Below are 22092 nucleotides of genomic sequence, written 5' to 3'. Positions count from 1 at the left end.
CTTCCAATGAAAGTGCTTAAAGGCCAGGATATTCTGGCGCTTGGTTTCATGACGTTCGCCTTGTTCGTAGGCGCGGGCAATATCATCTTTCCACCCTTCGTCGGCCTGCAGGCTGGGCCGAACGTCTGGATGGCGGCACTGGGCTTCCTGGTGACGGCGGTAGGTCTGCCGGTGATCACCGTGGTGGCGCTGGCCAGGGTCGGCGGTTCGATGGACGCGCTGAGCAGCCCGATCGGCAAGCTGGCGGGTGGTCTGTTGGCCGCCGTGTGCTATCTGGCGGTGGGCCCGTTGTTCGCAACGCCGCGCACTGCCACCGTGTCGTTTGCCGTAGGCCTGGCGCCCTTGACCGGTGAAACGCCGCTGGCGCTGTTTCTCTACAGCGCGGTGTATTTCCTGCTGGTATACATCGTTTCACTCTATCCCGGACGTCTGCTCGATACCGTAGGGCGCTTTCTGGCTCCGCTGAAAATCATCGCTCTGGCCGTATTGGGTATTGCTGCGTTTGCCTTGCCGGTAGGTCCCAGCGGTGATGCGGTGCCCGAGTATGTCGCTGCGCCATTTTCACTCGGCTTCATCAATGGTTACCTGACCATGGATACGTTGGGTGCGCTGGTGTTCGGCATCGTCATCGTCAATGCCATTCGCTCCAGAGGCGTCGAGTCGCCGAAGCTGATCACGCGCTACGCGATCATCGCCGGGCTGATTGCCGGAGTAGGGCTGGCCCTGGTGTACATCAGTCTGTTCCGCCTTGGGTCGGGTAGCCACGCCGTTGCGGCCGGTGCTACCAACGGCGCTGCGGTTCTGCACGCCTATGTGCAGCACACCTTCGGCGGGCTGGGCAGTGGTTTCCTGGCCGTGCTGATCTCGCTGGCATGCCTGGTGACTGCTGTTGGCCTGACCTGCGCCTGCGCCGAGTATTTCAGCCGAGTCCTGCCACTGTCCTACAAGACGCTGGTGCTCTTGCTGGCGCTGTTCTCGCTGCTGGTATCCAACCTGGGCTTGACCAAGCTGATCGCGTTTTCCATCCCCGTGCTGACCGCCATCTATCCGCCCTGCATCGTGCTAGTGGCGCTGAGTTTCTGCGCCGGGTTGTGGTATTCGCAGTCGCGCATTCTTGGCCCGGTGATGCTGGTCTCGTTGCTCTTCGGCCTCATCGATGCGATCAAAGGGGCGGGCCTTTCGCAGTGGTTGCCAGCATCCTTGCTAGACCTTCCGCTGAGTGAACAAGGCCTGGCCTGGCTGGTGCCGTCGGTTGCTGTGCTGCTCGTGGCGGTGGTAGTCGATCGTGTGCTGGGCGCGCGCGTTCACGCTGCGGCCTGAGCCTTTCGTCACCCACAAAAAAGCCAGCTCTAGAGCTGGCTTTTTTTTGCGGCGGTGTTCATGACGCTTCGGCTGCGGCCTCGACGTCATGGGCGATCAAGGACACCAGTGCATTTTGCTGTCGGTGCGACAGCTGACGGAAGCGCTGCAGGAGCTCACGCTCATGCAGGGACAATTCCGGGCTGTCCATCTTCATGCTCAACTCTTCACCCAAGGCACCTTCCTGGATCAGGCTCTGTTCCAGGCGTGCGATGATCTCGGAGTTCATGCTGCGGTGATGGTTACGAGCCACCTCAGCAATCTGCTCACGCATCCCGTCAGGAAGACGTACTACGAATTTGTCAGCCGTGCGGCTGGAGTAAACAGCCTGTTTGAGTGGGCGCATAGTGATGACCGATAAGTTCAGGGGGAGCGGTTCTTGAAGTAGGCCGCAGGATGTCGGTTAGGACACGCCGATCGGCAAATTGTTCCAGCCTGCCGATGCGGCGCTATGATGCACTAATGCGACATAGCTTTGACGCCAATTCTGTGACAAATAATGATCCGAATCGTGGCATTTTGCCAGTCCCTCCTGCACTGTATTTTGTACAGGCTGCTCGCATCTGCCAGGACACGTTCACATACAGATTGGAGATTGCTTCAAGAGGTGCTCTGACCCGTTTTGTGCATACCGCGCACAGCACGCGCGAGCTACCTAGGGGGGTAGCATAGTGACATCTGGTCCATTTGCTAGCATTGATTGTCGGCAGGCGTCGATCTTGTAGGCGATTAGCGCAACAGGGGATCGAATTTGATCCTGCGACCTTTGATCAGCGCCAGCAACAACGCAAGACTGGCGATACCGCCCATGGCTTGCAACGCGATCCCCAAGGCAGACGTGTGTTGTCCGAACGCGAACGCGCTGGTCCAACAGGCTATGGCAATCAACATGAATGCCAAGGCATATCTCGACATCTCCAACTCCTTAAAAGGTATAGCGTTCAGTGCGCTGGGTCGTGGCGGGCTCGCTGACGCCCTTGGCGGCCGTGAGCGGCGCCTCGGTGCTGGAAGACGCAACGCGAGCGACGGGGGCGGGGATGAAGCGTGTGGCATCGACATGGACCAGCGCAGGATCGGTGGTCTGGCTGTGGAACTGAAAGCCAATGAGGATGACAAATGTCATAGCGTTGAGCATCAAGAGGACGCTGTTCATTGAAATTCTCCGCAGCCTGAATGTCGAAGCGTGGTTCAACATCGGGTGTAGCAGGCGGCGTGCCAACTTCAGCGATTTGGAAAAACCCAGTGATTTCAGCGGTATGCGCAGTGCTCAGGGCAATTTGATATTGCATCCTGCACTGCCGAGTGCAGTTGAGTATTGCAAAATGCATGAGCGCCGAAGCTGAGTTTTCGAGCGACTCTACGAGGCAAAATCCTCTCCATGCTGCATGACAAACCTTGCCCGGCTGGGTAACATGCATGCCGTTCGTCGTGCCGCCCGGTACGCCGCTGTGTGTCTCAGTAGCTCAATTGGATAGAGCATCCCCCTCCTAAGGGGAAGGTTGCAGGTTCGAACCCCGCCTGGGACACCATTTTTACGTGCGATTGTTTATCTGTCGCCAGCCTTTCAGGACATCCAAAAGCCAGACCGTCATGACCTAGTGGGTTGTAACAACCTTTTTTCGGTGTACTCAACGGTCCTGCGCCATGAGTCGTGATGCCCGGACGTGGCGAGCACGGCCTCTCACTTTTGCGCCAGCAGCGCTTTTTTCGCGGCCTTTTCGTCTTTCATGGCTGCCAGTTCGCGCTGGCAGGTTTCGGCGTCGAACGAGTTGTCCCACTTTGCAATCGCGATGGTGCCGATGCCGTTTCCGATCAGGTTGGTCACCGCGCGGGCTTCGTTGAGGAACCGGTCGATACCCAGCAGCAGCACCAGACCCACCAGAGGGATGGAGTGAATGGTGGTCAGCGTGGCCGCCAGCGTGACGAACCCGGCACCAGCCACGCCCGCCGAGCCTTTGGATGTCAGCAGGAACACGGCCAGCAAAATCATCTGGTCGGCGAACGTCAGGGGGGTATTGGTCGCTTGGGCTATGAAGATCGCTGCCATGGTCAGGTAGATGCAAGTGCCGTCGGCGTTGAACGTGTACCCGGTAGGCAGGACCATGCCCACGACTGATTTCCTGCAACCCAGCTTCTCCAGCTTGACCATCATGCGCGGCAACACCGCCTCGGTGGAGCAGGTGCCCAGCGTGATGAGTATTTCGTCCTTGAAGTAGCGCAGAAACTGCATCAACGGCATCCCCGACCAGCGGACTACCGCGCCCAGCACGACCACGATGAATATCAGCGTCGTGATATAGAGCGCGACCAGCAACTGGCCGAGGGACAGCAAGGTACCGATGCCGTATTTGCCGATGGTGAACGCCATGCCGGCGCCTGCGCCGAGCGGCGCCAGGCGCATGACCATGGCGACGATCTTGAACAGCCCTTGCAGGAAGAGATCGATGGTATTGATCAGCGGCTTGCTGACTTCGCCTAATTGAACCAGCGCGATGCCCATCAGTACCGACAGCAGTATCACCTGCAGCATCACGCCGTTGGAAAACGCACCGACGAAGGTGTGCGGGATGATGTTGAGGAAGAATTCGACCGTACCGCCTTGTTCGCTGGCCGCCTGGCTGTATTTGTTGATGGCACTGGCGTCGAGTGCATTGACGTTGATGTTCATGCCGACGCCGGGCTTGACGATATTGACCACGATCAAGCCTACGACCAACGCAATGGTCGAGAGGATCTCGAAGTAGATCAGGGCTTTCACGCCGATGCGGCCAACCTCCTTGATGCTGCCCATTTTTGCGATGCCGACGACGACGGTACCGAAAATGATGGGTGCCAGAAGCATTTTGATCAGCTTGATGAAACCATCGGCAAAGGGTTGAAGCTTGGCGCCGATGTTGGGGGCGAAATAGCCGATGGCGGCACCGATGACGATGCCGATCAACACTTGGACATACAGCTGGCCGTACCAGCGAGATCTGGAGACTTCCACGAGAGCACCTCATTTTATTGTTGTGATGGGCGTGTGGCGTGGCGTCGGTGTCCGACGCCGGCGTCTGCGGCCTGTTCTGGGCAGGCCGCAGAAGGGTGGCGGTCAGCCTTCGCCCAGTTCGCACATGACGGCGTACAGGGCCGACTTGGCTTCGAAGCCGACGCCCGGAATGTCCGGTAGGCCGACATAACCGTTTTCGACCTGGATGCCGTCGGCGAAGCCGCCAAATGGCTGGAACACATCCGGGTAGGATTCGTTGCCGCCCAGGTGCAGGCCGGCGGCGATGTTCAGCGACATCTGGTGGCCACCGTGCGGCACCACCCGACGCGAAGACCAGCCCAGCTCTTCCATCACCTTCAGGGTGCGCATGTATTCCACGAGCCCGTAGGACAGCGCGCAGTCGAACTGCAGGTAGTCGCGATCGGGGCGCATGCCGCCGTGACGCAGCAGGTTGCGGGCGTCCTGATGGGAAAACAGGTTCTCGCCGGTGGCCATGGGCAGTTCGTAATGATTGGCCAGTTCGGCCTGGAGCGCGTAGTCCAGCGGATCACCGACTTCCTCATACCAGAACAGGTTGTACTGCTTGATCGCTTCGGCATAGGCGATGCCGGTCTGCAAATCGAAGCGGCCGTTGGCATCCACGGCCAATCGACGGCCATCGCCTACCACCTCGAGAACGGCTTCGATACGGCGGATGTCTTCATCCAGCGGTACGGCACCGATCTTCATCTTGACCACGTCGTAGCCGCGGTCCAGATAGCTTTGCATCTCGGCCTTGAGCTTGGTCTGGTCCTTGCCGGGATAGTAATAACCACCCGCCGCGTAGACCCAGACCTTGTCGTCCGCGACGCCATTACGGTAGCGGTCCGCCAGCAGGCGATACAGGGGCTTGCCTTCGATCTTGGCGACCGCATCCCACACCGCCATGTCCAGGGTGCCGACGGCGACCGAGCGCTCGCCATGACCGCCCGGCTTTTCGTTGGTCATCAGGGTTTTCCAGATGGCGAACGGATCGAGGTTTTCGTTTACCGAATCGACCAGGGTGTCGGGATCGGCTTCGGCGATGCGTGCCAGGAAGCGGTCACGCATCAGCGCGCCCTGACCGTAACGACCATTGGAGTTGAAGCCATAGCCGATCACCGGCTTGCCATCGCGAATCACGTCGGTGATCACGGCCACCACCGAGCAGGTCATCTTGGAGAAGTCGATGTAGGCGTTGGCAATGGGGGAGGCAATGGAGACGGTCTTTTCACGAATGTCCACGATGCGCATAAAGGGTTCCTCTTGTTGGTTGTGGCCTCACGTTATGCTTTGCGCAGTCACCCGCCCAATGCTATTAATGCCGAACCCTATGCACAGAAGGCATGGCCCGTGGAACTCGTCTGGCTTGAAGATCTTTCGGCGCTTGCCGAATACGGCAGCTTCGTGCGCGCCGCCGAAGCACGTCACATCACCCAGCCGGCTTTCAGCCGCAGGGTCCGCTCGTTGGAAAACTGGATGGGTGTGGAATTGCTCGTGCGCACGCCCCATGGCGCAACGTTGACGGAGGCAGGGCGCAAGATTCTACCCGGCGCGCAGGAGGCGGCCCGGCACCTTTACCGGCTGCGCAACGAGGCTCAGGAAGTGGCGGGCGTGTCGGCCCGGTCACTCAAGTTCGCTGCGACCCATTCGCTGTCGTTCACGTTTTTCCCCAAGTGGCTGCGCAGCTCCGATACCGGTGCGCCGATCGAAGCGGTGCAGCTTCATTCCGACAGCATGGCCGTCTGCGAGCAGATGCTGATACACGGCCAGGTTCAGTTTCTGCTCTGCCATCGTCACCCCGACGTCCCACCGCTGCTGGCTCCCGACCAGTTCGTCAGCAAGAAGGTGGGTGAGGATGTTCTGGTACCGCTCGCCAGTGCCGGCGTTCATGTCGGTACGTCGCCAGCGGCACTTCCTTATCTGGCCTATACCCATCAATCAGGTTTGGGGCGGATCGTTGCTCACCGCCTTCGGGGCAAGGAGGACTACCTTCATCTGCAGCCTCTGTTCAGCAGTCATCTCGCGGCCGTGCTGATGTCGATGGCGCTGGAAAGCAAAGGCGTCGCCTGGCTACCCAAGAGCCTGACGGAGCAGGAAGTTCAGGAAGGCCGCCTGGTCAGGGCGCTCGACGAAGGCTGGGACATACCTCTGGAGATTCATCTGACTCGGCCAAAAGGCCATCTGGGCCAGTCGGCCGAAGCGTTCTGGGCAAGGGCGGGCAGTGATCTGGCGCTTAGTCCGTTGCCGCGCGGCTGAAAGCCGATGCACGGGATGTGGCGCGTCCTGCAATCGCCGCCAGAATCGCGGCCATTGCCAGCAACGCTGCGCTGGACTCGAAGGTTGCACGGTAGCCGCTTGCGTCGAAGATCAGCCCGCCGACGATGGCGCCAGAGGCGATGGCCAACTGGATGATCGCCACCATCAGGCCGCCGCCGGCATCGGCGTCGTCCGGCAGTGTCTTCGCAAGCCAGGTCCACCAGCCCACCGGTGCGGCCGTCGCCACCAGCCCCCAAAAGCCGAGCAGTGCAGCGGTCACCGTCGTCGAGCTGCCGAAGGCAACCAGCGCCAGGGCCACCGCGGACATCAGCAGGGGAATGACGATCAGCGTGCGGTGCAGCCCATGCTTCAGGAAGGCCTCGATCAGGAACGTTCCGGCCAGCCCGGCCACCCCCAGCCCCAGGAGCATCAATGAGAGGGTGGAAACGCTGACGTGCGTGACCGTTTCCAGAAACGGACGCAGGTAGGTGAACAGCATGAACTGGCCCATGAAAAACACGCTGATCGCGAGCATGCCCAAGGCGACGGGTGCGATTTTCAGCAAGGGGAACACATTGCTGCCGCTCGATCCGCCTTGCGGTTTCATGGAGGGAAGGCTCGCCAGCAACCATGCACAGGCCAGGACGGCGATGGGGAGCAGCGACAGGAACGCGCCGCGCCAGCCGATCAGGGCGCCGAGAAAGCTGCCCAGAGGGGCCGCGACTACGGTCGCCAGTGCGTTGCCACCGTTGACGACGGCCATGGCCCGAGTGATCTGCTCTTGTGGGACCAGGCGCATGGCAGTGGCTGCCGACAAGGACCAGAATCCGCCAATCGCGACGCCGATCACGGCCCGGCCGATCATGAATACCCAATAGTTGGGCGCGAACGCCACCACTGCGCCGGAGACGATCATCAGCACGGTGAGGGCAACCAGCAGTGGTCTGCGGTCCACGCGTGCGGCGACCGACGCGATCAACAGGCTGGTGAACAGGGCAAACAGCCCCGATACGGAAATGCCCTGACCCGCCTGGCCCTCGGTGATGTGCAGGTCCGAGGCGATGGGTGTGAGCAGGCTGACAGGCATGAATTCCGAAGCTACCAGTACGAAGGCAGCCAGCGACATGGCGAATACGGCGCCCCAGGATCGAGGGGACTGGGTGACAGGTGTCGGAGACCTTTCCATCCGATGTTGCCTCTCCAATGAGTGTTCGGATGTGCATTCTCCTGCGCTCATGAGACGGTCTGTAGCGCATTTCACTGGATTACTTGCCTGATTCGATGAGTGTTCAGGGCGAGGCAGGACGAACAGTCAAGCGCGGGTTAAAGTCGCTGCAGGAGCCCGAGGTGCATATGACCCACACAGTCGACACAGTTTTCCAGCCGGTATCGGCGCCAGAAAGGCTGGCCCGCATGATCGGTTCGCGCGTCGCCAGCCCAGGTGATTACCCCACGGACATTCCCGGCCTCGGGCTTTTCAGGCGTGATCATCCCGCACCGCCGGTGACCTGCATGGTGGAGCCGAGCATCATCCTGGTGGCGCAGGGCGAGAAGCGTCTGTGGGTAGGCGGGGAGGGCTACGAATACAGCACGTCGAGGTTCTTGATCACGTCTCTGGATCTGCCGGCCAACTCTGAAGTGCTCGTCGCAAGCCCCGACAAGCCTTGCCTGGGGCTGACGTTGAGGCTGGATGTGCGCATGCTCGCCGAGCTGATCGCGTTGAGCGATCTGCCTGCGGCCCGCGATCGGACTCCTGTCAGGGTCAGGGGCGTGGGTATCGGGTCGGTGACCGTGCAGATGCTCGGTTCGCTGGAGCGTTTGCTGGTGTTGCTCGATGAGCCGGAATCCATTGCGGTACTGGCGCCGCTGATACAGCGTGAAATCCACTACCGCCTGCTGCAGAGCGATCAGACCGGACGGCTCAGGCAGATCACTTCGGTGGATGGGCAGGGGTATCGAATCGGCAGGGCCATCGATTGGTTGAAGCTCAACTATACGTCGCCGCTGCGTGTCGACGAGCTGGCGGCAAAGGTTCAGATGAGCACTCCGACCTTTCATCACCATTTCCGGCAACTCACCTTGATGAGTCCGTTGCAGTATCAAAAATGGCTGCGGCTCAACGAAGCCAAGCGTTTGATGCTCAATGAACATCAGGACGTCTCCAGCGCGGCGTTCAAGGTCGGCTATGAGAGTCCATCACAGTTCAGTCGCGAATACCGTCGTCTGTTCGGCGCGCCGCCCAAGCGTGACATCGCCGTCCTGCGTGGCGAGGGCTAGCTCGGCTTTCTTTCATTGGAATAGGCAAGAACGCGCTTCGATTGGGCAAGGGCCGTGTGGTGGCCGAATGCATACTGAAAGTCTTTGTGCTGATTGCGTTCGCAGGCTTCCGATATACACAGTCCCATCGCTGGCGCGTGACGTGCGACACGCTTTGAAACCAAACCGCGAACCGACCTGACGTACGACATCAACCAATGGTGCTCTCCAGATGTCTGCACCTAGGCACAGCAAGACCGTGATTCGTGACATAAAAAAATAGATGAGGACCGCTACATGACCGATCCGACCGAAAAGACTTCCTCAGATCCCGAAGGCTCCGGCGAGCTGTTCAAGGAACTGACCACGCCGTCGCGCCGCAACTTTCTGCGGACCATGGGCATATCGGGCATGGCGGCGGCGACCGCGCCGGTCTGGGCCCAGGCCGCACAGCTGGCGCCCATCGATGACAGCGAAAAGCCGCTGGCCAAGGGCGAGCAGCGGATCACGCTCAAGGTCAACGGCCAGCCGCACACCCTCAATGTGCCTGGCAATGCCGTGCTCCTGGACGTGCTGCGCGATCGCCTGCAGCTGACCGGCACCAAGAAGGGCTGTGACCATGGCCAGTGCGGCGCCTGCACCTTGCACATCAATGGCCAGCCGGTGAACAGCTGCCTGTCCTTGGCGGCGATGCACCAAGGTGACGAAATCACCACCATCGAGGGGCTGGAGCGTAATGGTCAGCTGCACCCCATTCAGGAAGCCTTCTGGGCCCACGACGCGTTTCAGTGCGGTTACTGCACCTCGGGCCAGATGATGACGGCCGCGGCGATCATCAAGGACCCGAACATCGGTGCCGATGACGCCAGCGTGCGCGAAGCCATGAGTGGCAACATCTGTCGGTGTGGCGCGTACAAGAACATCCTTGCCGCCGTGCAGGATGCCCGTGGCAAAGTACAGGGAGCCAGCTGATGAGAGCCTTGGAATACACCCGCGCAACCAGCCCCGAACAGGCCGTTGCCACCCATGCCCGCAATGAAGCCACGGCGTTTCTGGCCGGTGGCACGACGCTGCTCGATCTGGTCAAGATCGATATCATGCAGCCCGATCGAGTGATCGATGTGCATGCCCTGGCGCTGGATCAGGTCGAGACCTTGAGTGACGGTCGCACCCGCATAGGGGCCATGGTCACCAATACCGGATTGGCCAATCATCCGCGCATCAAGAGCGACTATGCGGTGTTGTCCCAGGCACTGCTGTCGGGAGCCACCACGCAGCTGCGCAACAAGGCCACCACGGCCGGCAACGTCATGCAGCGCGTGCGTTGCAACTACTTCCGCGACGGCGTTTCTGCCTGCAACAAACGTACACCCGGATCCGGCTGCGCTGCCATCGGCGGGCACAACCGCAGCGTACACGCCGTACTGGGCACCAGCGATCAGTGCATTGCCACCCACCCGTCGGACATGTGCGTGGCCATGGCGGCGATCGGCGCCACCGTTCAGGTGCAGGGCCCCAACGGCAAAAGGGAAATCGACTTCCAGGACTTCCATCTGCTGCCGGGTGCGACGCCTTGGAAAGAACACGCGCTGCAGCCTGACGAGTTGATCACGCACGTCACGTTGAACGCGCCTTTGGCGGGCGGCAAATCCGCCTACCTGAAGCTGCGTGATCGGGCTTCCTACCAGTTCGCCCTGGCCTCCAGCGCGGTCATTCTGGTGATGGACGGTCAGGTCATCCGTGAGGCGCGCATTGCCCTGGGCGGCGTCGGCACCAAGCCGTGGCGCGCGCTCGAAGCCGAGCGTGCGCTGCGTGGCGCGGCGGCGACCCCGGAGAATTTTGCCAAGGCCGCGGCCATTGCCCTGCAAGGCGCCAAGCCGTATGCCCACAATGCCTACAAGATCCCGCTGGGGCAGCAGGCCATTGTGCGCAACCTCACCACACTGGGCACAGGAGCCATCGCATGAGCGAGTCAATCATGGGGGCATCCCCACGCCGCGTCGACGGTCGCCTGAAGGTCACCGGTGCCGCGCACTATGCGGCCGACCATCAGCCCAAGGGCATGGTTTTCGCCTATGGCGTCTACAGCACCGTAGCCAGTGGCTCGATCAAGTCCCTGGACATCGACGCTGCACGGCGCTCGCCCGGCGTGCTGGAAATTCTGCACCACGGCAACTTTCCCCAGGCGTTCCATACTTCGCCCGTGCCGTTTTCCTTGGCCGGCGTGCTGTCGGGCTCGCGTACCGATGAAAAAAGGCTGCCTTTCGAAGACAACGTGGTGCGCTATGCCGGGCAGTTCGTGGCGCTGGTGGTGGCCGACACGTTCGAGCACGCCCGTGAGGCGGCCTACAAGGTCAAGGTCAGCTACAGCGAGAGTGCCGCTGCAGCCAATCTGAAGCAGGGTCTGAAACGCAAGGCGGCTGCCGATGGTGGGCAGGGTCACAAGCGCGGCGATCCGGCCGGTGCGTTCGACGGTGGTGCACAGACGGTCGACGCCATCTACACGACGCCGGTGGAAACCCACAACCCGATGGAGATGCACGCCACCGTGGCCATGTGGGACAACGGCAAGTTGGTGGTGTACGAATCGACCCAGTCGGTAGTGGTCCATCGCAACACCCTGGCGCAGATTTTTGGCCTGCCGACCGAGCGCGTCGAAGTTCGCGCGCCGTTCATTGGTTCGGGGTTCGGTGGCAAGCTGTGGATCTGGCCACACTCGGTCGCGGCCTGCGCTGCTGCCAAGGTGGTCGGTCGCCCCGTGCAGTTGGTGATTCCACGGGCGCAGATGTTCACCACCGTGGGCCATCGTCCGGAAACCCGGCAGCGCATGCGCCTGGCCGCCGATGGCAAGGGCAAACTGGTGTCGCTTCGGCATGAATCGCTCAATACCACCGGCATCGGCGACCAGTACGTCGAAAACTGCGGGGGCATGAGCGCCAGCCTGTATTCGTGTGCCAATGTCGAGGTCACCCACGGCACGGTCCAGGTCAATCGTGGGGCACCGACCTCGATGCGTGCGCCGGGGGCGGCACCTGGTCTGTTCGCGCTGGAGTCGGCCATCGACGAGCTGGCCGAGCGTTGCAAGATGGACCCGCTGGCGTTCCGTCAGTTGAACTGGGCCGAGCAGAACGAGCAGGAAAACCTGCCTTGGTCCGGCAACCATCTGCGCGAAGCCTTGGCGCAAGGTGCGGAACGTTTTGGCTGGGCCAATCGCAAGCCCGGTATCGGCAGCATGCGCGATGGCCATGAAATCGTTGGCTACGGCATGGCGCAGTGCAACTGGGATGCCTTCCGCACGCCCTGCGAGGCGCGGGTTTCGCTGACTGCCGACGGCCGTGCCGTGGTGTATTGCGGTGGCCAGGACATCGGCACCGGTACCTACACGGTGCTCGCCCAGTGCGTCAGCGACATCACCGGTCTGCCCTTGGACAGGATCACGGTGGAGCTGGGTAATTCGTCCTATCCACCCGCGCCGGTTTCCGGTGGCTCCTGGATGACGGCCAGTGCACTGCCCGCTGTGGCCGAGGCCACCCGTGCAGCGCTTACCCAACTCAAGAGCTTTGCCGTTTCCGAACAGGGCGGGTTGCCCAATGCCAAGGCGGAAGCGATTACGGTGAGCAACGGTCGTCTGCAGGATGGCTCGACCAGCCTGGAATTCGCCGAAGTGCTGAAGAAGCTCAAGATCGCCAGTGCCGAGGGTGAGGCCCATACCGGCATGGCCGACACCAAGAAGCACGCCTTCAGTTCGTTCGGCGCGCATTTCGTCGAGGTTCGCTGGGATCCGGGTATCTCGCGCCTGCGGGTGTCTCGTGTGGTCAGCGCCATCGACGTCGGCAAGGTCATCAACGCCAAGACCGCGCGTAATCAGGTCGAAGGCGCGATCGTCATGGCCATCGGCATGGCGTTGTTCGAGTCCACCGACTACGACGAACGCAATGGCATGCCGGTGAACAACAACTATGCCGAATATGTAGTGCCGGTGCATGCCGACCAGCCGGAGATCGATGTGATTCTGCTCGATTACCCGGATTACAACCTCAACGAGTACGGTGCGCGTGGGGTCGGTGAGATTGGTGTGACCGGTTTGGCGGCGGCGGTGGCCAATGCGGTCTACCATGCCACTGGCAAGCGCGTGCGCAACCTGCCGATCACCCTGGAAAAGCTGATGGATGGTGTACCCATCGTCAGCGTCTGATCGCTGTGTGCCGCGCCGGGGTTTTCTCGGCGCGGTCCAGCTTTGCCGTGGCGCGCTACTTCAGCGATGCCTCATCCAGCCCCGCGTACCAATCTGCATAAACGGTATTGCGCGCCATGCGTCGATTCATGTCGGCGCTGCCGTCGGTCCACCACACTTCACCCCGTTCGCCCAAGGCCTGCTTGGCAGCGTCGACCTGCGCACGCGCCTGTTTCAGCGCCTGGGGATCTTCGGCGTGTTTGGCAGCCTTGACGGCTCGCCGGGCATCCATCAGCGCGTTGACCCAATGCTGGCGCACATCTTCGGCAAGGGCAGGATTGCTGCAGCGCCAGAGCCGACCGCGTACTACGAAATAGCGTCCATCGGGCGTGGTGGGATACATCGGCGATCTTCGAAAAGGAGAGGTATCGGAGGGGATGGGACAATCCGGCAAGCGGGCCGCATGGCGCCGCCTGCCGGTCAGTGTGACTTAGCTCAACCAGCTTTCGACGGTGTCGGAACCGTATTCGGCTTTCCATTCTTTCAACGTCTTGTGGTTGCCGCCTTTGGTTTCGACAACTTCACCCGAATGCGGGTTTTTGTAGGTCTTCAAAGAGCGCGGCTTGCGAGTGGCCTTCTCGGGTGCGGCAGGCGCCTTGACTGTTTTGCCGCCGCCCTGTGGGTCAAGAATGGAAACGATGTCCTTGAGGCTTTTATTGTACTCGCCCAGCAGCGCGCGCAACTTGGTCTCGAACTCGATTTCCTGTTCCAGGCCTTTGTCGCCTTTCATGGCTTCGAGTGCGGCAAGTTGTTCGGCCAGATGACGTTCGAGTTGACGGTATTCAGCAAGTTTGGACATTGGTATCCCCAGGCATGGATCGTGGTATGGATCGTGGATAAGAACGGTAAAGCTATCAAGGTAGGATTCTGGCGCAGTACGCCCATTGACGCCACAACTAAATAACCTGTGTTAACACTTTAAGCAACAAGGTGAGCACTATTAGGGGGAAGGGCGCAGCAGGGATGTGACCGATCCGATAAAACTTTTCAGAGTCCAGGCAGGTCAGGTCTTAAGTAGGCTGTCGAATCCACGGCAGCAGCCATGAAATCTGGAGATACGAAATGAGCTTTTTCAGCAGCATCCTCGAGAAACTGGGTATCGGCAAGCACGCGGTTCCGGACGCAGACGCTTCTACACAAACCCCTGCCGCCCCCGCGCCAGGTGCCTCGCCAACCACCACTGTCACCAACCAACCTTCGGCTGCGCCGATCACCCAGGTGGATGTGGCTCAAAAACTTGAAGCGCTGGCCGCCAATCACGGCGAGACGCTGAACTGGCGCACTTCGATCGTCGATTTGCTGAAACTGCTGGGTCTGGACAGCAGCCTGACCGCTCGCAAGGAACTTGCCGAAGAATTGCATTACACCGGTTCCACCGATGACTCGGCGGCCATGAACACCTGGCTGCATTCGGCTGTGATGAAAAAGCTCGCTGAAAACGGCGGCAACGTGCCAGCGGAATTGCTGAACTGATAGTTTGCTCACGCTTTCCGTAGCGCTTATTAAGAAGGCCCGACATCTGTCGGGCCTTCTTGCATTTGGATACCCGTATCCTTCGGGGCGACCCCGACCCTTAGTGCAGCGATAAACGCTGCCTGCAGAAAAGTGACCGGGCTGATTCTATATTTTTGTTAATAAATCGGTTTGAACACCCTCGGCAGGCCGGCACTCAGATTCATGAACTTATATTTCGAAGGAGCGCCGAATGCCTACCGCAGCCGATTTCATGGTCAATACTCTCAAGCAAGCAGGCGTCAAGCGCGTCTATGGCGTAGTCGGCGATTCATTGAATGGTTTTACCGATTCGATGCGTCGGCTGGGCGGATTGGACTGGATACACATGCGCAACGAAGAAGCCGGGGCATTCGCTGCCGGTGGTGAAGCTCATCTCACCGGTGAGCTGGCGGTGTGTGCGGGCAGCTGTGGCCCGGGCAACCTGCATTTGATCAATGGCCTGTTCGATTGCCACCGCAGCGGTGTGCCGGTGCTGGCCATTGCGGCGCACATTCCCAGCAGCGAAATCGGTATCGACTACTTTCAGGCGACGCACCCGGAATCACTGTTCAAGGACTGCAGCCACTATGTCGAGTTGGTCTCGCGTGCCGAGCAATTGCCGCAGATTCTCGAGCGCGCCATGCGCGTGGCGATCAGTCGCCGCGGTGTGGCGGTGGTGGTGATTCCAGGTGACGTGGCATTGAGCCCACTTGAGGCTACGGTGAGCCAGTGGATCGCACCACCGAAGCCGGTCGTGGTGCCCGAGCCCGCCCAGATCGACGAACTCGCCCAGTTTCTCAACGGCGGCAAGCGCGTGACGCTGCTGTGCGGTGCTGGCTGCGCAGGCGCCCACAGCGAAGTCGTCGCCCTGGCCAAGCAACTCAAGGCGCCGATCGTGCATGCGCTGCGTGGCAAGGAACATCTGGAGTACGACAACCCCTACGATGTGGGCATGACTGGTTTGATCGGCTTCGCCTCCGGCTTCAATGCCATGAAAGAGTGCGACACCCTGTTGATGCTGGGTACCAACTTCCCTTATCGGCAGTTCTTTCCCGAACATTCGCGCATCGCTCAGATCGACCTGCAGCCGGAAGCCCTGGGTAACCGATGCCCGCTGGCCATCGGCCTGATCGGCGATATCAAGCACACCGTGCAGCAACTGCTGCCACGCCTTGAAGAACGCACCGACACCATGCACTTGAACAAGGCGTTGGCGGACTACGACAGCGCGCGCAAGGGCCTCGACGACCTCGCCGAGAGTGGTCCGAACAGCACCATCATCCATCCGCAATACGTCAGTCGACTGGTCAGCGAGCTGGCGGCCGAAGACGCCGTGTTTACCTGCGACGTGGGAACGCCCACGGCCTGGGCCGCGCGCTACCTGAAGATGAACGGCAAGCGCCGTCTGATCGGCTCGTTCAACCACGGTTCGATGGCCAATGCCATGTTGCAGGCCATCGGTGCGCAGGCGGCTTACCCGCAGCGTCAGGTGGTGTCAATGTCCGGGGATGGCGGCTTCAGCATGATGATGGGGGACTTCCTGACCCTGAGCCAGGCCAACCTGCCGGTGAAGGTGATCGTGCTCAACAATGGGACCCTGGGTTTCGTGGAGATGGAAATGAAGGCCAGTGGTCTGGTGGACGTTGGCTGCGAGCTGAAAAACCCCAACTTCGCCACATTCGCCCAGGGCATGGGCATCAAGGGTATCCGCGTGGAGAAGCCGCAGGATCTGCGCGCGGCCCTGGTCGAGGCGTTCGAGCACGATGGCCCGGTGCTGGTGGACGTGGTCAGCGAGCGTCAGGAGCTGATCATGCCGCCGGAAATCACTGCCGCCAACGTCAAGGGTTTTGGCTTGTTCATGATGCGCGCGGTGCTCGACGGGCGCGCCAAGGAGCTCGTGAACCTGGCAAAGAACAACCTTTTGCGTTGAATTTCGATGCTGCAAACCGGTGCGCATTCAACCATGCCGCACTGGTTTGACGCCGATGCTGGGCCGCCTTCGCTGCACTGGCAGGCGTGAATTCCGCTATTGACGGTTCCTGATCACTTGGTCAGCTTTTTGCACGGTGATTGGCAAACCCGATCTCAGCGGAGAGACCATGGAATCCTTGAATATCGTCATTGCCGGCGCCGGCATGGGCGGCTTGACCGCCGCTGCAGCCTTGCAGCAGGCCGGCCATCAGGTGCACCTCTACGAGCGTGCGGCAGAACTCGCCCCCGTCGGCGCAGCGATTTCCATCTGGCCCAACGGCGTCCGCGTGCTGGATGCGCTGGGCCTGGGCGATTCCATCGAGCAGGCTGGCGGGCACATGCAGAGCATGAGCTACAGCGATCATCAGGGCCACTTGCTCACGCGGTTCGACCTGCAGCCCCTGTACACGTACGCTCGACGCCGGGCGTTTCCCATCGCCAGGGCGCGCTTGCAAAACATTTTGCTGGAAGCGGTCGGGATGCAGAACGTGACGCTGGGCGTGGCGTGCGTGGGCTATGAGGAAAACGAGACGGACGTGCAGGTCAGGTTATCGACGGGTGAAACGGTAACGGCCGATCTGTTGATTGCCGCCAACGGTACCCATTCGTTGCTGCGCGATACCATCGCCGGGGAGCCGGTTCCCCGACGCTATTGTGGCTACGTCAACTGGAACGGTCGGATCAAGGCGGCGCCGGATCTGGCGCCTGCCGATGAATGGGTTCAGTACGTGGGCGAGCACAAGCGGGTGTCGTTGATGCCCATGGGCAACGATGAACTGTATTTCTTCTTCGACGTGCCGTTGCCGGCAGGGACGCCGAACGTTCGTGAGCACTACCGCGAGGAACTTGAGCAGCACTTCGCGCACTGGCCCGAGCCGGTTCAGCGTCTTTTGCAACGCTTGGACTCCGCGGCCGTGGCCCGTGTGGAAATCCACGACACCGCGCGGGTGCCCCATCTGGTCAGTACCCGGGTCGCACTGTTGGGCGACGCGGCCCATGCCATGACGCCGAACATCGGGCAGGGCGGTTGTCAGGCCATGGAGGATGCCTGGGTGCTCGCCCGCTGCATCGAGCGCGAACGCACGCCGGCGGCTTCCCTGGCGGCCTATGAGTCGGCACGAGCCGATCGGGTGGCGAGCCTGGTGACCAAGGCGCGCAAGCGGGCGGCGATCATCCATGGCGAAATGCCTGACGAAACCCGGGAATGGTATGCACAGCTGGCAGAGAGCGATGGCAGCGACATCCTGGCCGGGCTGATCAAGACCGACGAAGGCAGCCCGTTGTAGGGCCGCAGTACCAACGGAAAAGGGGGCGTGACAGCTCCCAGTTCAACCTGCTGACAGCGTCTGACCCGCCAGAGCGCTTTCCCAAGCTTCTTACCGGAGTATTTGGTCGACCCCTGGAAAAACCGCTTCAGTCGCCGGAAAACATGCCGATAACGTCGTCAGGAATGGGCGTTGAAGGTCTTCGACCGCGCCCTGCCGTGCCTTCCCGAAGAGCAGCACCATCGTCAAGACCAAGGCGGGTCGGACGCGCGTGAAGGTCATGACGCCTGCTTTCAAAGCGTGCTCAGCGGCTTGAACTCATCACCCATTCATACCTGATTCTTGTGTCATTGACTTGGCAAGGTCTGCCTCGCCCCGGAGTTTCTACATGTGTTCGATGTGCGATTCACTCACCCAACTCTGGGCCCAAGGAGTGATCGGCCAAGAGGTGAGTCAACACACAGCCATCAGCCAGGCTAAACTTGAGCACCTGACGCTGGACCAGCAGGCCAGCTACCTGACCGATGGCTTTTGGCGCGACGCTTACGGCGGCTCCCAGCATCATTTCAATGTCCACGCTGGTGAGTCGCTCACCGTCAACCTGACCCGTTTGAGCGCAAACGCTCAGGCTGTTGCCAAATATGCGCTGCAGACCTGGACCAACGTCAGTGGCCTCAAGTTTGTAGAAACCACCGCTGCTGGTGCGATCAATTTCAGCGAAAACAAAAGCGGCGCGTACGCCAATTCCAATTATGCAGGGAGCATCATCTCGGACAGCAGCGTCAACATCGCTTCCGATTGGGTGAATTACGGTTGGTATTATGTGCAAACCTACATTCATGAAATCGGCCACGCGCTGGGGTTGGGCCATGCGGGCAACTACAACGGCAGCGCGTCCTTTCCCAACAATGCCTTTTATCAAGAGGACAGCTGGAAATACTCGGTGATGTCCTATTTCAGTCAGGACGAGAATACCTATTCCAATGCCTCTTTCGGCTATGTCGTCACGCCGATGCTGGCGGATATCGTCGCCATCCAGTCGCTGTACGGCACCGCCGCTACCCGCACGGGTGACGATACCTACCGTTTGAACAACGCTGACATCAAGGCCGGAACCGTCTTCGTGCCTGGCCTGGTGGGCACGATCTACGATTCAGGCGGCAACGACAGAATCGATGTCAGCGCCTATGGCGGGGCTCAGACGGTCGATTTGAGAAGTGAGGCGTTTTCCAGCGTATACGGTGGGTTATCGAATGTCGCCATCGCGCGCGGTACGGTGATCGAGACCGCCATTACCGGGTCAGGCGCGGATACGCTGATCGGCAATGCCAGTGACAACGTTCTCGACGGGGGCGCAGGCAACGACCAGTTGCAGGGCGGCGATGGCGATGATCGGCTGATGGGAGGTGCGGGCTCGGACATCCTCAAAGGCGGCAACGGCATCGACACCGCTTTGTATACCCAAGCGGGCGCGCGCTATTTCGCAACCTACGATGCCGCGCTCGTGAGTGATGGCACCCTCAACGTTCATGATGCGCAAACGTCCGATGTGGACACACTTTCAAGCGTCGAAAAGCTGGCTTTCAGCGACCGCAATGCCAATCTTGACGAGCTGCTCATGGCTTTTCGCAGCCGGTATGGCGCCTTCAACACCGAGAGTGACGCCACTGTTTCGTTGAGTTTCGGGATGGATACACATCACATCGCGCTCACCGAGGATCAGGCTGACGTTGCCAGGCTCTACTCACTGTTCGGTCGGACGCCCGATTATCAGGGTTTGAATCACTGGCTGACGCAGCAGGCGATGGGTACTTCGGATGCAGCGATTCGCGATGCCTTTCTGAACTCCACTGAAGCGATGCAGCGCTTCAGCTTGCTGGGTGATAAGGATTTTGTCCTTGATCTCTATCAGACTGTATTGCATCGCACAGGCGAGGCATCAGGTGTGTCGTCCTGGAACGCTTTGCTGCAGGCGGGTGTGAGTCGAGCAACGGTCGCTGATGGCTTCCTGAATTCGCGCGAGAGCCATGAACTTTCCGAAGGCGAGACGGGGTTCATCAGGATCGTGGCTCATAACGCCTGGAACGCTCTGGATATGGCAGTGGGTAAGGGGGTTGCCACCGGCACGGCGGGTGATGATCAGATCAGTGAGCAGGAAGTCATCCTCGACAGCAATGCGGTTTCGCACCTGGCCGGCAAGGCCGGTATCGACACCTTTATTTTCAACGACGCTGCATCGGCCTACACGATCAGCGCGCTCGACAACGATACCCTATCGGTCAGTCGTGCGACGGGAGCGGCTGCGCACTTCGACCTGAATGGCTTCAATGTGCTCGATTTCGCAGATCGCGAACTGTTCGTTCTCGACTCGGCGCAGGCAAGCATTGGTCGTCTGTATACCATTCTGGGTCGTGCCCCCGACATCGAAGGCCTGAAATCCTGGCTTTCCCAGAGCGCCGCAGGCGGAGCCGGTGCCCAGGTTGCGGATGGTTTTGTGCAATCTGCCGAATTTTCCCAAAGCCTGCCCAATGCCAGCAATGCAGCCTTTGTCGAAAAGCTGTATCACAATGTCCTCGACAGAGGCAGCGACGCTGAAGGTCTCGCCCATTGGGTCAACTTGCTGGACGCAGGTACGAGCCGTGGACAGGTTGCATTCACTATCGCCAACTCCGAGGAGTCTGCTGGACTGACACAAGGCGATGCCGGATTCATTCACCTGGTCGGTCATGCTGATTGGGCTTGAAGCACTAAACACCACGACGAGGTCAACGGCGCAGGCTAGGGATGCGGCAAGGTCAACGTCACCACGGCGCCGCCCGCGTTGCTGCGGTGCAGGACTGCGCCGCAGCGCTTGGCCAGCGCGCCGATCAAGCCCTGGCCACTGAGCTTGGGCCGTGTTGCGCCGCTATCGCTCAGTTGCGCCGCAGCAAAACCCTGCCCACGATCCCGTACCGTCAACTGCAGTTCGCCCCCGGGCAGGCGCTTGAGTGAAAAATGGATCTGGGTCGCGTGACGACTGCCATGGCGAATGGCATTGGCCACCAGCTCATTGACGATCAGCCCGAGGTCCGATGCCAGTTTGAAGGGCGCGTAGGCGGTGTCGGCGTCGGCGGTGAAATGAATGCTGGCATTGCTTTCCGCTTCGATCGATGCGCGGATCAGATGCGGCAGGTAATGCGCCAGGTCCACGGTGCCCGAGGCACTGCGATACAGTTCGGCCTGCACCGTACCAACCCCTTGAATGCGAGCGATGGCCGATTCGAGCAGTTGCCGAGCTTCGTCGCCCTGAGCGCGTAGCTTGGACATCTGCAAGAAGGCGATGATCAGTTGCAGGTTGTTCTTGACGCGGTGATTGAGCTCGGAGACCAGCACGTCCTGATGGGCCTCAAGCTCTTTCTGTGCAGTGATGTCGGTACAGCTGCCGAAGTAACCGGCGAATTCGCCCTGGCGGTAGAACGGTGCGCCGTGGTCGAGGAACCAGCGGTAGACGCCGTCATGTCGGCGCAGGCGGTAAGGCGTGCTGAAGGACACTCGGGCATCGAACGCCTGTTCATAATTGCGGGTGCAACGATCCAGATCGTCGGGATGCACGTCGTCGCTCCAGCCGTATCCGCAGAGCTGCTTCTGCGTCCTGCCGGTGAAGTCGAGCCAGGGTTTGTTGAACCAGTCGCACTGCTTGTCGACACCGGCACGCCAGATCAGTACCGGCGCGTTGTCGGCCAACTCGCGGAACTCGGTTTCACCCAGTCCTGTTCCAGGGCGCGAGACATCCGTGGGTTCACTCATGTTTCTTTCCATATAGGCCGCGCGATTCGGTAAAGAGCTTCAAGGGCACTGGCAGCGGTCGGTTCAAGGGCAGTTCACCTTGAACCAGCGCATGCACGATGTGGGCGCTGCGTGACAGGTCATTGGGGCTGTAGGGCTTGGACAACAGCCCGAGCGCGTAGCCGCTGTTGGCCTTGGCCACGTCGATCTGGCCACTGACGAACAGCGAATGGATATTGAACTGTTCGTAGAGCGTCTGCGCCAAGCCTACGCCCTCGTCATGACCGTCCAGGTTGATGTCGACGAATGCAATGTCGATGCCATGGGTCTGCGCCAGCAACAGCGCTCCGGCCACGTCATACGCGGGGCCGATGATCTCGTGGCCATCTTCCTCCAGCGCTATCTCGGCCAACAGCGCCAGAATTGGATCGTCTTCTATCAACAGGATACGCATTGGGTCAACTCATTGTCTTCAAGGGCGC

The 22092-nt window shown here is 60.4% G+C and carries 20 protein-coding genes and 1 tRNA gene; 11 read left to right on the top strand and 10 right to left on the bottom strand.

The genetic code is table 11. From position 1 onward, the window contains the following. Window positions 1-6: 6 nt before the first annotated feature. Complete coding sequence (gene brnQ, locus BLV18_RS12780) at window positions 7-1320, top strand: branched-chain amino acid transport system II carrier protein (protein WP_049859861.1); 1314 nt, start codon at window positions 7-9, stop codon at window positions 1318-1320. A gap of 58 nt (window positions 1321-1378) precedes the next feature. Here brnQ and BLV18_RS12775 read toward each other — a convergent pair whose 3' ends face one another. The 3 genes from BLV18_RS12775 to BLV18_RS12765 form a co-directional block, all read right to left on the bottom strand. Continuing rightward, entirely contained in the window at window positions 1379-1705 is a 327-nt protein-coding gene (locus BLV18_RS12775) for an Arc family DNA-binding protein (RefSeq protein ID WP_043190613.1), read from the bottom strand. Window positions 1706-2088: 383 nt separating this feature from the next. Further along, window positions 2089-2274, bottom strand: a complete 186-nt coding sequence (locus BLV18_RS12770) for a PA3371 family protein (protein WP_056842221.1) — start codon at window positions 2272-2274, stop codon at window positions 2089-2091. Between the two features lie 10 nt (window positions 2275-2284). Further along, window positions 2285-2512 (bottom strand): hypothetical protein, encoded by a 228-nt coding sequence (locus tag BLV18_RS12765; RefSeq protein WP_090359039.1) that lies wholly within the window; start codon window positions 2510-2512, stop codon window positions 2285-2287. 299 nt (window positions 2513-2811) lie between these two features. On the opposite strand from BLV18_RS12765, the gene BLV18_RS12760 reads away from it, so the two are divergent. After that, window positions 2812-2888: transfer RNA gene (locus BLV18_RS12760), tRNA-Arg, on the top strand. A gap of 152 nt (window positions 2889-3040) precedes the next feature. Here BLV18_RS12760 and dctA read toward each other — a convergent pair. Together dctA and BLV18_RS12750 are read right to left on the bottom strand one after the other, a co-directional pair. Further along, entirely contained in the window at window positions 3041-4348 is a 1308-nt protein-coding gene (gene dctA, locus BLV18_RS12755; protein ID WP_090359038.1) for a C4-dicarboxylate transporter DctA, read from the bottom strand. 102 nt (window positions 4349-4450) lie between these two features. Further along, the gene (locus BLV18_RS12750) at window positions 4451-5620 is read right to left on the bottom strand and encodes a mandelate racemase/muconate lactonizing enzyme family protein (RefSeq protein ID WP_090359036.1); all 1170 of its coding nucleotides are present in this window, start codon (window positions 5618-5620) and stop codon (window positions 4451-4453) included. Window positions 5621-5719: 99 nt separating this feature from the next. On the opposite strand from BLV18_RS12750, the gene BLV18_RS12745 reads away from it, so the two are divergent. Continuing rightward, complete coding sequence (locus tag BLV18_RS12745; protein WP_090359034.1) at window positions 5720-6625, top strand: LysR family transcriptional regulator; 906 nt, start codon at window positions 5720-5722, stop codon at window positions 6623-6625. Here the strand turns inward: BLV18_RS12745 and BLV18_RS12740 are convergent. Further along, window positions 6603-7751 carry an MFS transporter gene (locus BLV18_RS12740; protein WP_090359032.1) on the bottom strand — a complete coding sequence of 383 codons (1149 nt, stop codon included), beginning with the start codon at window positions 7749-7751 and terminating at the stop codon, window positions 6603-6605. The two genes, BLV18_RS12745 and BLV18_RS12740, sit on opposite strands and share 23 nt — an antisense overlap. Window positions 7752-7978: 227 nt before the next feature. Here BLV18_RS12740 and BLV18_RS12735 point away from each other — a divergent pair, with 227 nt between their 5' ends. The 4 genes from BLV18_RS12735 to BLV18_RS12720 all read left to right on the top strand — a co-directional run bounded on the left by BLV18_RS12735 (window position 7979) and on the right by BLV18_RS12720 (window position 13076). Then, entirely contained in the window at window positions 7979-8902 is a 924-nt protein-coding gene (locus BLV18_RS12735) for an AraC family transcriptional regulator (protein WP_090359030.1), read from the top strand. Between the two features lie 375 nt (window positions 8903-9277). Continuing rightward, a complete protein-coding gene (locus BLV18_RS12730) occupies window positions 9278-9853 on the top strand; it encodes a (2Fe-2S)-binding protein (RefSeq protein WP_236690495.1) in 576 nt (191 codons plus the stop codon). After that, window positions 9853-10848, top strand: a complete 996-nt coding sequence (locus BLV18_RS12725; protein ID WP_056842227.1) for an FAD binding domain-containing protein — start codon at window positions 9853-9855, stop codon at window positions 10846-10848. The genes BLV18_RS12730 and BLV18_RS12725 overlap by 1 nt, the downstream gene beginning before the upstream one ends. Continuing rightward, window positions 10845-13076 carry a xanthine dehydrogenase family protein molybdopterin-binding subunit gene (locus BLV18_RS12720; protein ID WP_090359027.1) on the top strand — a complete coding sequence of 744 codons (2232 nt, stop codon included), beginning with the start codon at window positions 10845-10847 and terminating at the stop codon, window positions 13074-13076. The genes BLV18_RS12725 and BLV18_RS12720 overlap by 4 nt, the downstream gene beginning before the upstream one ends. Window positions 13077-13131: 55 nt before the next feature. Here BLV18_RS12720 and BLV18_RS12715 read toward each other — a convergent pair whose 3' ends face one another. Together BLV18_RS12715 and BLV18_RS12710 are read right to left on the bottom strand one after the other, a co-directional pair. After that, the gene (locus BLV18_RS12715; protein WP_090359026.1) at window positions 13132-13458 is read right to left on the bottom strand and encodes a hypothetical protein; all 327 of its coding nucleotides are present in this window, start codon (window positions 13456-13458) and stop codon (window positions 13132-13134) included. Window positions 13459-13545: 87 nt separating this feature from the next. Further along, on the bottom strand, window positions 13546-13914 hold the full coding sequence (locus BLV18_RS12710; protein WP_090359024.1) for a histone-like nucleoid-structuring protein, MvaT/MvaU family: 369 nt from the start codon (window positions 13912-13914) through the stop codon (window positions 13546-13548). Between the two features lie 263 nt (window positions 13915-14177). Here BLV18_RS12710 and BLV18_RS12705 point away from each other — a divergent pair, with 263 nt between their 5' ends. The 4 genes from BLV18_RS12705 (at window position 14178) to BLV18_RS12690 (ending at window position 20588) form a co-directional block, all read left to right on the top strand. Continuing rightward, on the top strand, window positions 14178-14588 hold the full coding sequence (locus BLV18_RS12705; protein ID WP_090358994.1) for a DUF3597 domain-containing protein: 411 nt from the start codon (window positions 14178-14180) through the stop codon (window positions 14586-14588). Window positions 14589-14820: 232 nt separating this feature from the next. Then, window positions 14821-16539, top strand: coding sequence for a ubiquinone-dependent pyruvate dehydrogenase (gene poxB / locus BLV18_RS12700; RefSeq protein WP_090358992.1), 1719 nt, complete (start codon window positions 14821-14823; stop codon window positions 16537-16539). A gap of 169 nt (window positions 16540-16708) precedes the next feature. Continuing rightward, window positions 16709-17866 (top strand): FAD-dependent urate hydroxylase HpxO, encoded by a 1158-nt coding sequence (gene hpxO / locus BLV18_RS12695; RefSeq protein ID WP_090358990.1) that lies wholly within the window; start codon window positions 16709-16711, stop codon window positions 17864-17866. Window positions 17867-18233: 367 nt separating this feature from the next. Beyond that, window positions 18234-20588 (top strand): DUF4214 domain-containing protein, encoded by a 2355-nt coding sequence (locus BLV18_RS12690; RefSeq protein WP_090358988.1) that lies wholly within the window; start codon window positions 18234-18236, stop codon window positions 20586-20588. A gap of 35 nt (window positions 20589-20623) precedes the next feature. On the opposite strand, the gene BLV18_RS12685 is transcribed toward BLV18_RS12690, so the two are convergent. Beyond that, entirely contained in the window at window positions 20624-21631 is a 1008-nt protein-coding gene (locus tag BLV18_RS12685) for a sensor histidine kinase (protein ID WP_167375945.1), read from the bottom strand. Further along, window positions 21624-22064, bottom strand: coding sequence for a response regulator (locus BLV18_RS12680; protein ID WP_049859879.1), 441 nt, complete (start codon window positions 22062-22064; stop codon window positions 21624-21626). The genes BLV18_RS12685 and BLV18_RS12680 overlap by 8 nt, the downstream gene beginning before the upstream one ends. Between the last annotated feature and the right edge of the window lie 28 nt (window positions 22065-22092).

The organism is Pseudomonas coleopterorum (genome assembly GCF_900105555.1).
Lineage (GTDB): Bacteria > Pseudomonadota > Gammaproteobacteria > Pseudomonadales > Pseudomonadaceae > Aquipseudomonas > Aquipseudomonas coleopterorum.
The sequence above is the reverse complement of the archived record's forward strand: the minus strand, read 5'-3'. Positions and strand labels throughout refer to the sequence as shown.

Bases quoted from the DNA above. Each gene is read 5' to 3' on its own strand.
- brnQ (WP_049859861.1), top strand. From the start codon at position 7: ATGAAAGTGCTTAAAGGCCAGGATATTCTGGCGCTTGGTTTCATGACG.
- poxB (WP_090358992.1), top strand. From the start codon at position 14,821: ATGCCTACCGCAGCCGATTTCATGGTCAATACTCTCAAGCAAGCAGGC.
- BLV18_RS12770 (WP_056842221.1), bottom strand. From the start codon at position 2,274: ATGTCGAGATATGCCTTGGCATTCATGTTGATTGCCATAGCCTGTTGG.
- BLV18_RS12765 (WP_090359039.1), bottom strand. From the start codon at position 2,512: ATGAACAGCGTCCTCTTGATGCTCAACGCTATGACATTTGTCATCCTC.
- BLV18_RS12725 (WP_056842227.1), top strand. From the start codon at position 9,853: ATGAGAGCCTTGGAATACACCCGCGCAACCAGCCCCGAACAGGCCGTT.
- BLV18_RS12720 (WP_090359027.1), top strand. From the start codon at position 10,845: ATGAGCGAGTCAATCATGGGGGCATCCCCACGCCGCGTCGACGGTCGC.
- BLV18_RS12710 (WP_090359024.1), bottom strand. From the start codon at position 13,914: ATGTCCAAACTTGCTGAATACCGTCAACTCGAACGTCATCTGGCCGAA.
- BLV18_RS12715 (WP_090359026.1), bottom strand. From the start codon at position 13,458: ATGTATCCCACCACGCCCGATGGACGCTATTTCGTAGTACGCGGTCGG.
- BLV18_RS12740 (WP_090359032.1), bottom strand. From the start codon at position 7,751: ATGTCGCTGGCTGCCTTCGTACTGGTAGCTTCGGAATTCATGCCTGTC.
- hpxO (WP_090358990.1), top strand. From the start codon at position 16,709: ATGGAATCCTTGAATATCGTCATTGCCGGCGCCGGCATGGGCGGCTTG.
- BLV18_RS12750 (WP_090359036.1), bottom strand. From the start codon at position 5,620: ATGCGCATCGTGGACATTCGTGAAAAGACCGTCTCCATTGCCTCCCCC.
- BLV18_RS12680 (WP_049859879.1), bottom strand. From the start codon at position 22,064: ATGCGTATCCTGTTGATAGAAGACGATCCAATTCTGGCGCTGTTGGCC.
- BLV18_RS12705 (WP_090358994.1), top strand. From the start codon at position 14,178: ATGAGCTTTTTCAGCAGCATCCTCGAGAAACTGGGTATCGGCAAGCAC.
- BLV18_RS12730 (WP_236690495.1), top strand. From the start codon at position 9,278: ATGGGCATATCGGGCATGGCGGCGGCGACCGCGCCGGTCTGGGCCCAG.
- BLV18_RS12735 (WP_090359030.1), top strand. From the start codon at position 7,979: ATGACCCACACAGTCGACACAGTTTTCCAGCCGGTATCGGCGCCAGAA.
- BLV18_RS12690 (WP_090358988.1), top strand. From the start codon at position 18,234: ATGTGTTCGATGTGCGATTCACTCACCCAACTCTGGGCCCAAGGAGTG.
- BLV18_RS12775 (WP_043190613.1), bottom strand. From the start codon at position 1,705: ATGCGCCCACTCAAACAGGCTGTTTACTCCAGCCGCACGGCTGACAAA.
- BLV18_RS12685 (WP_167375945.1), bottom strand. From the start codon at position 21,631: ATGAGTGAACCCACGGATGTCTCGCGCCCTGGAACAGGACTGGGTGAA.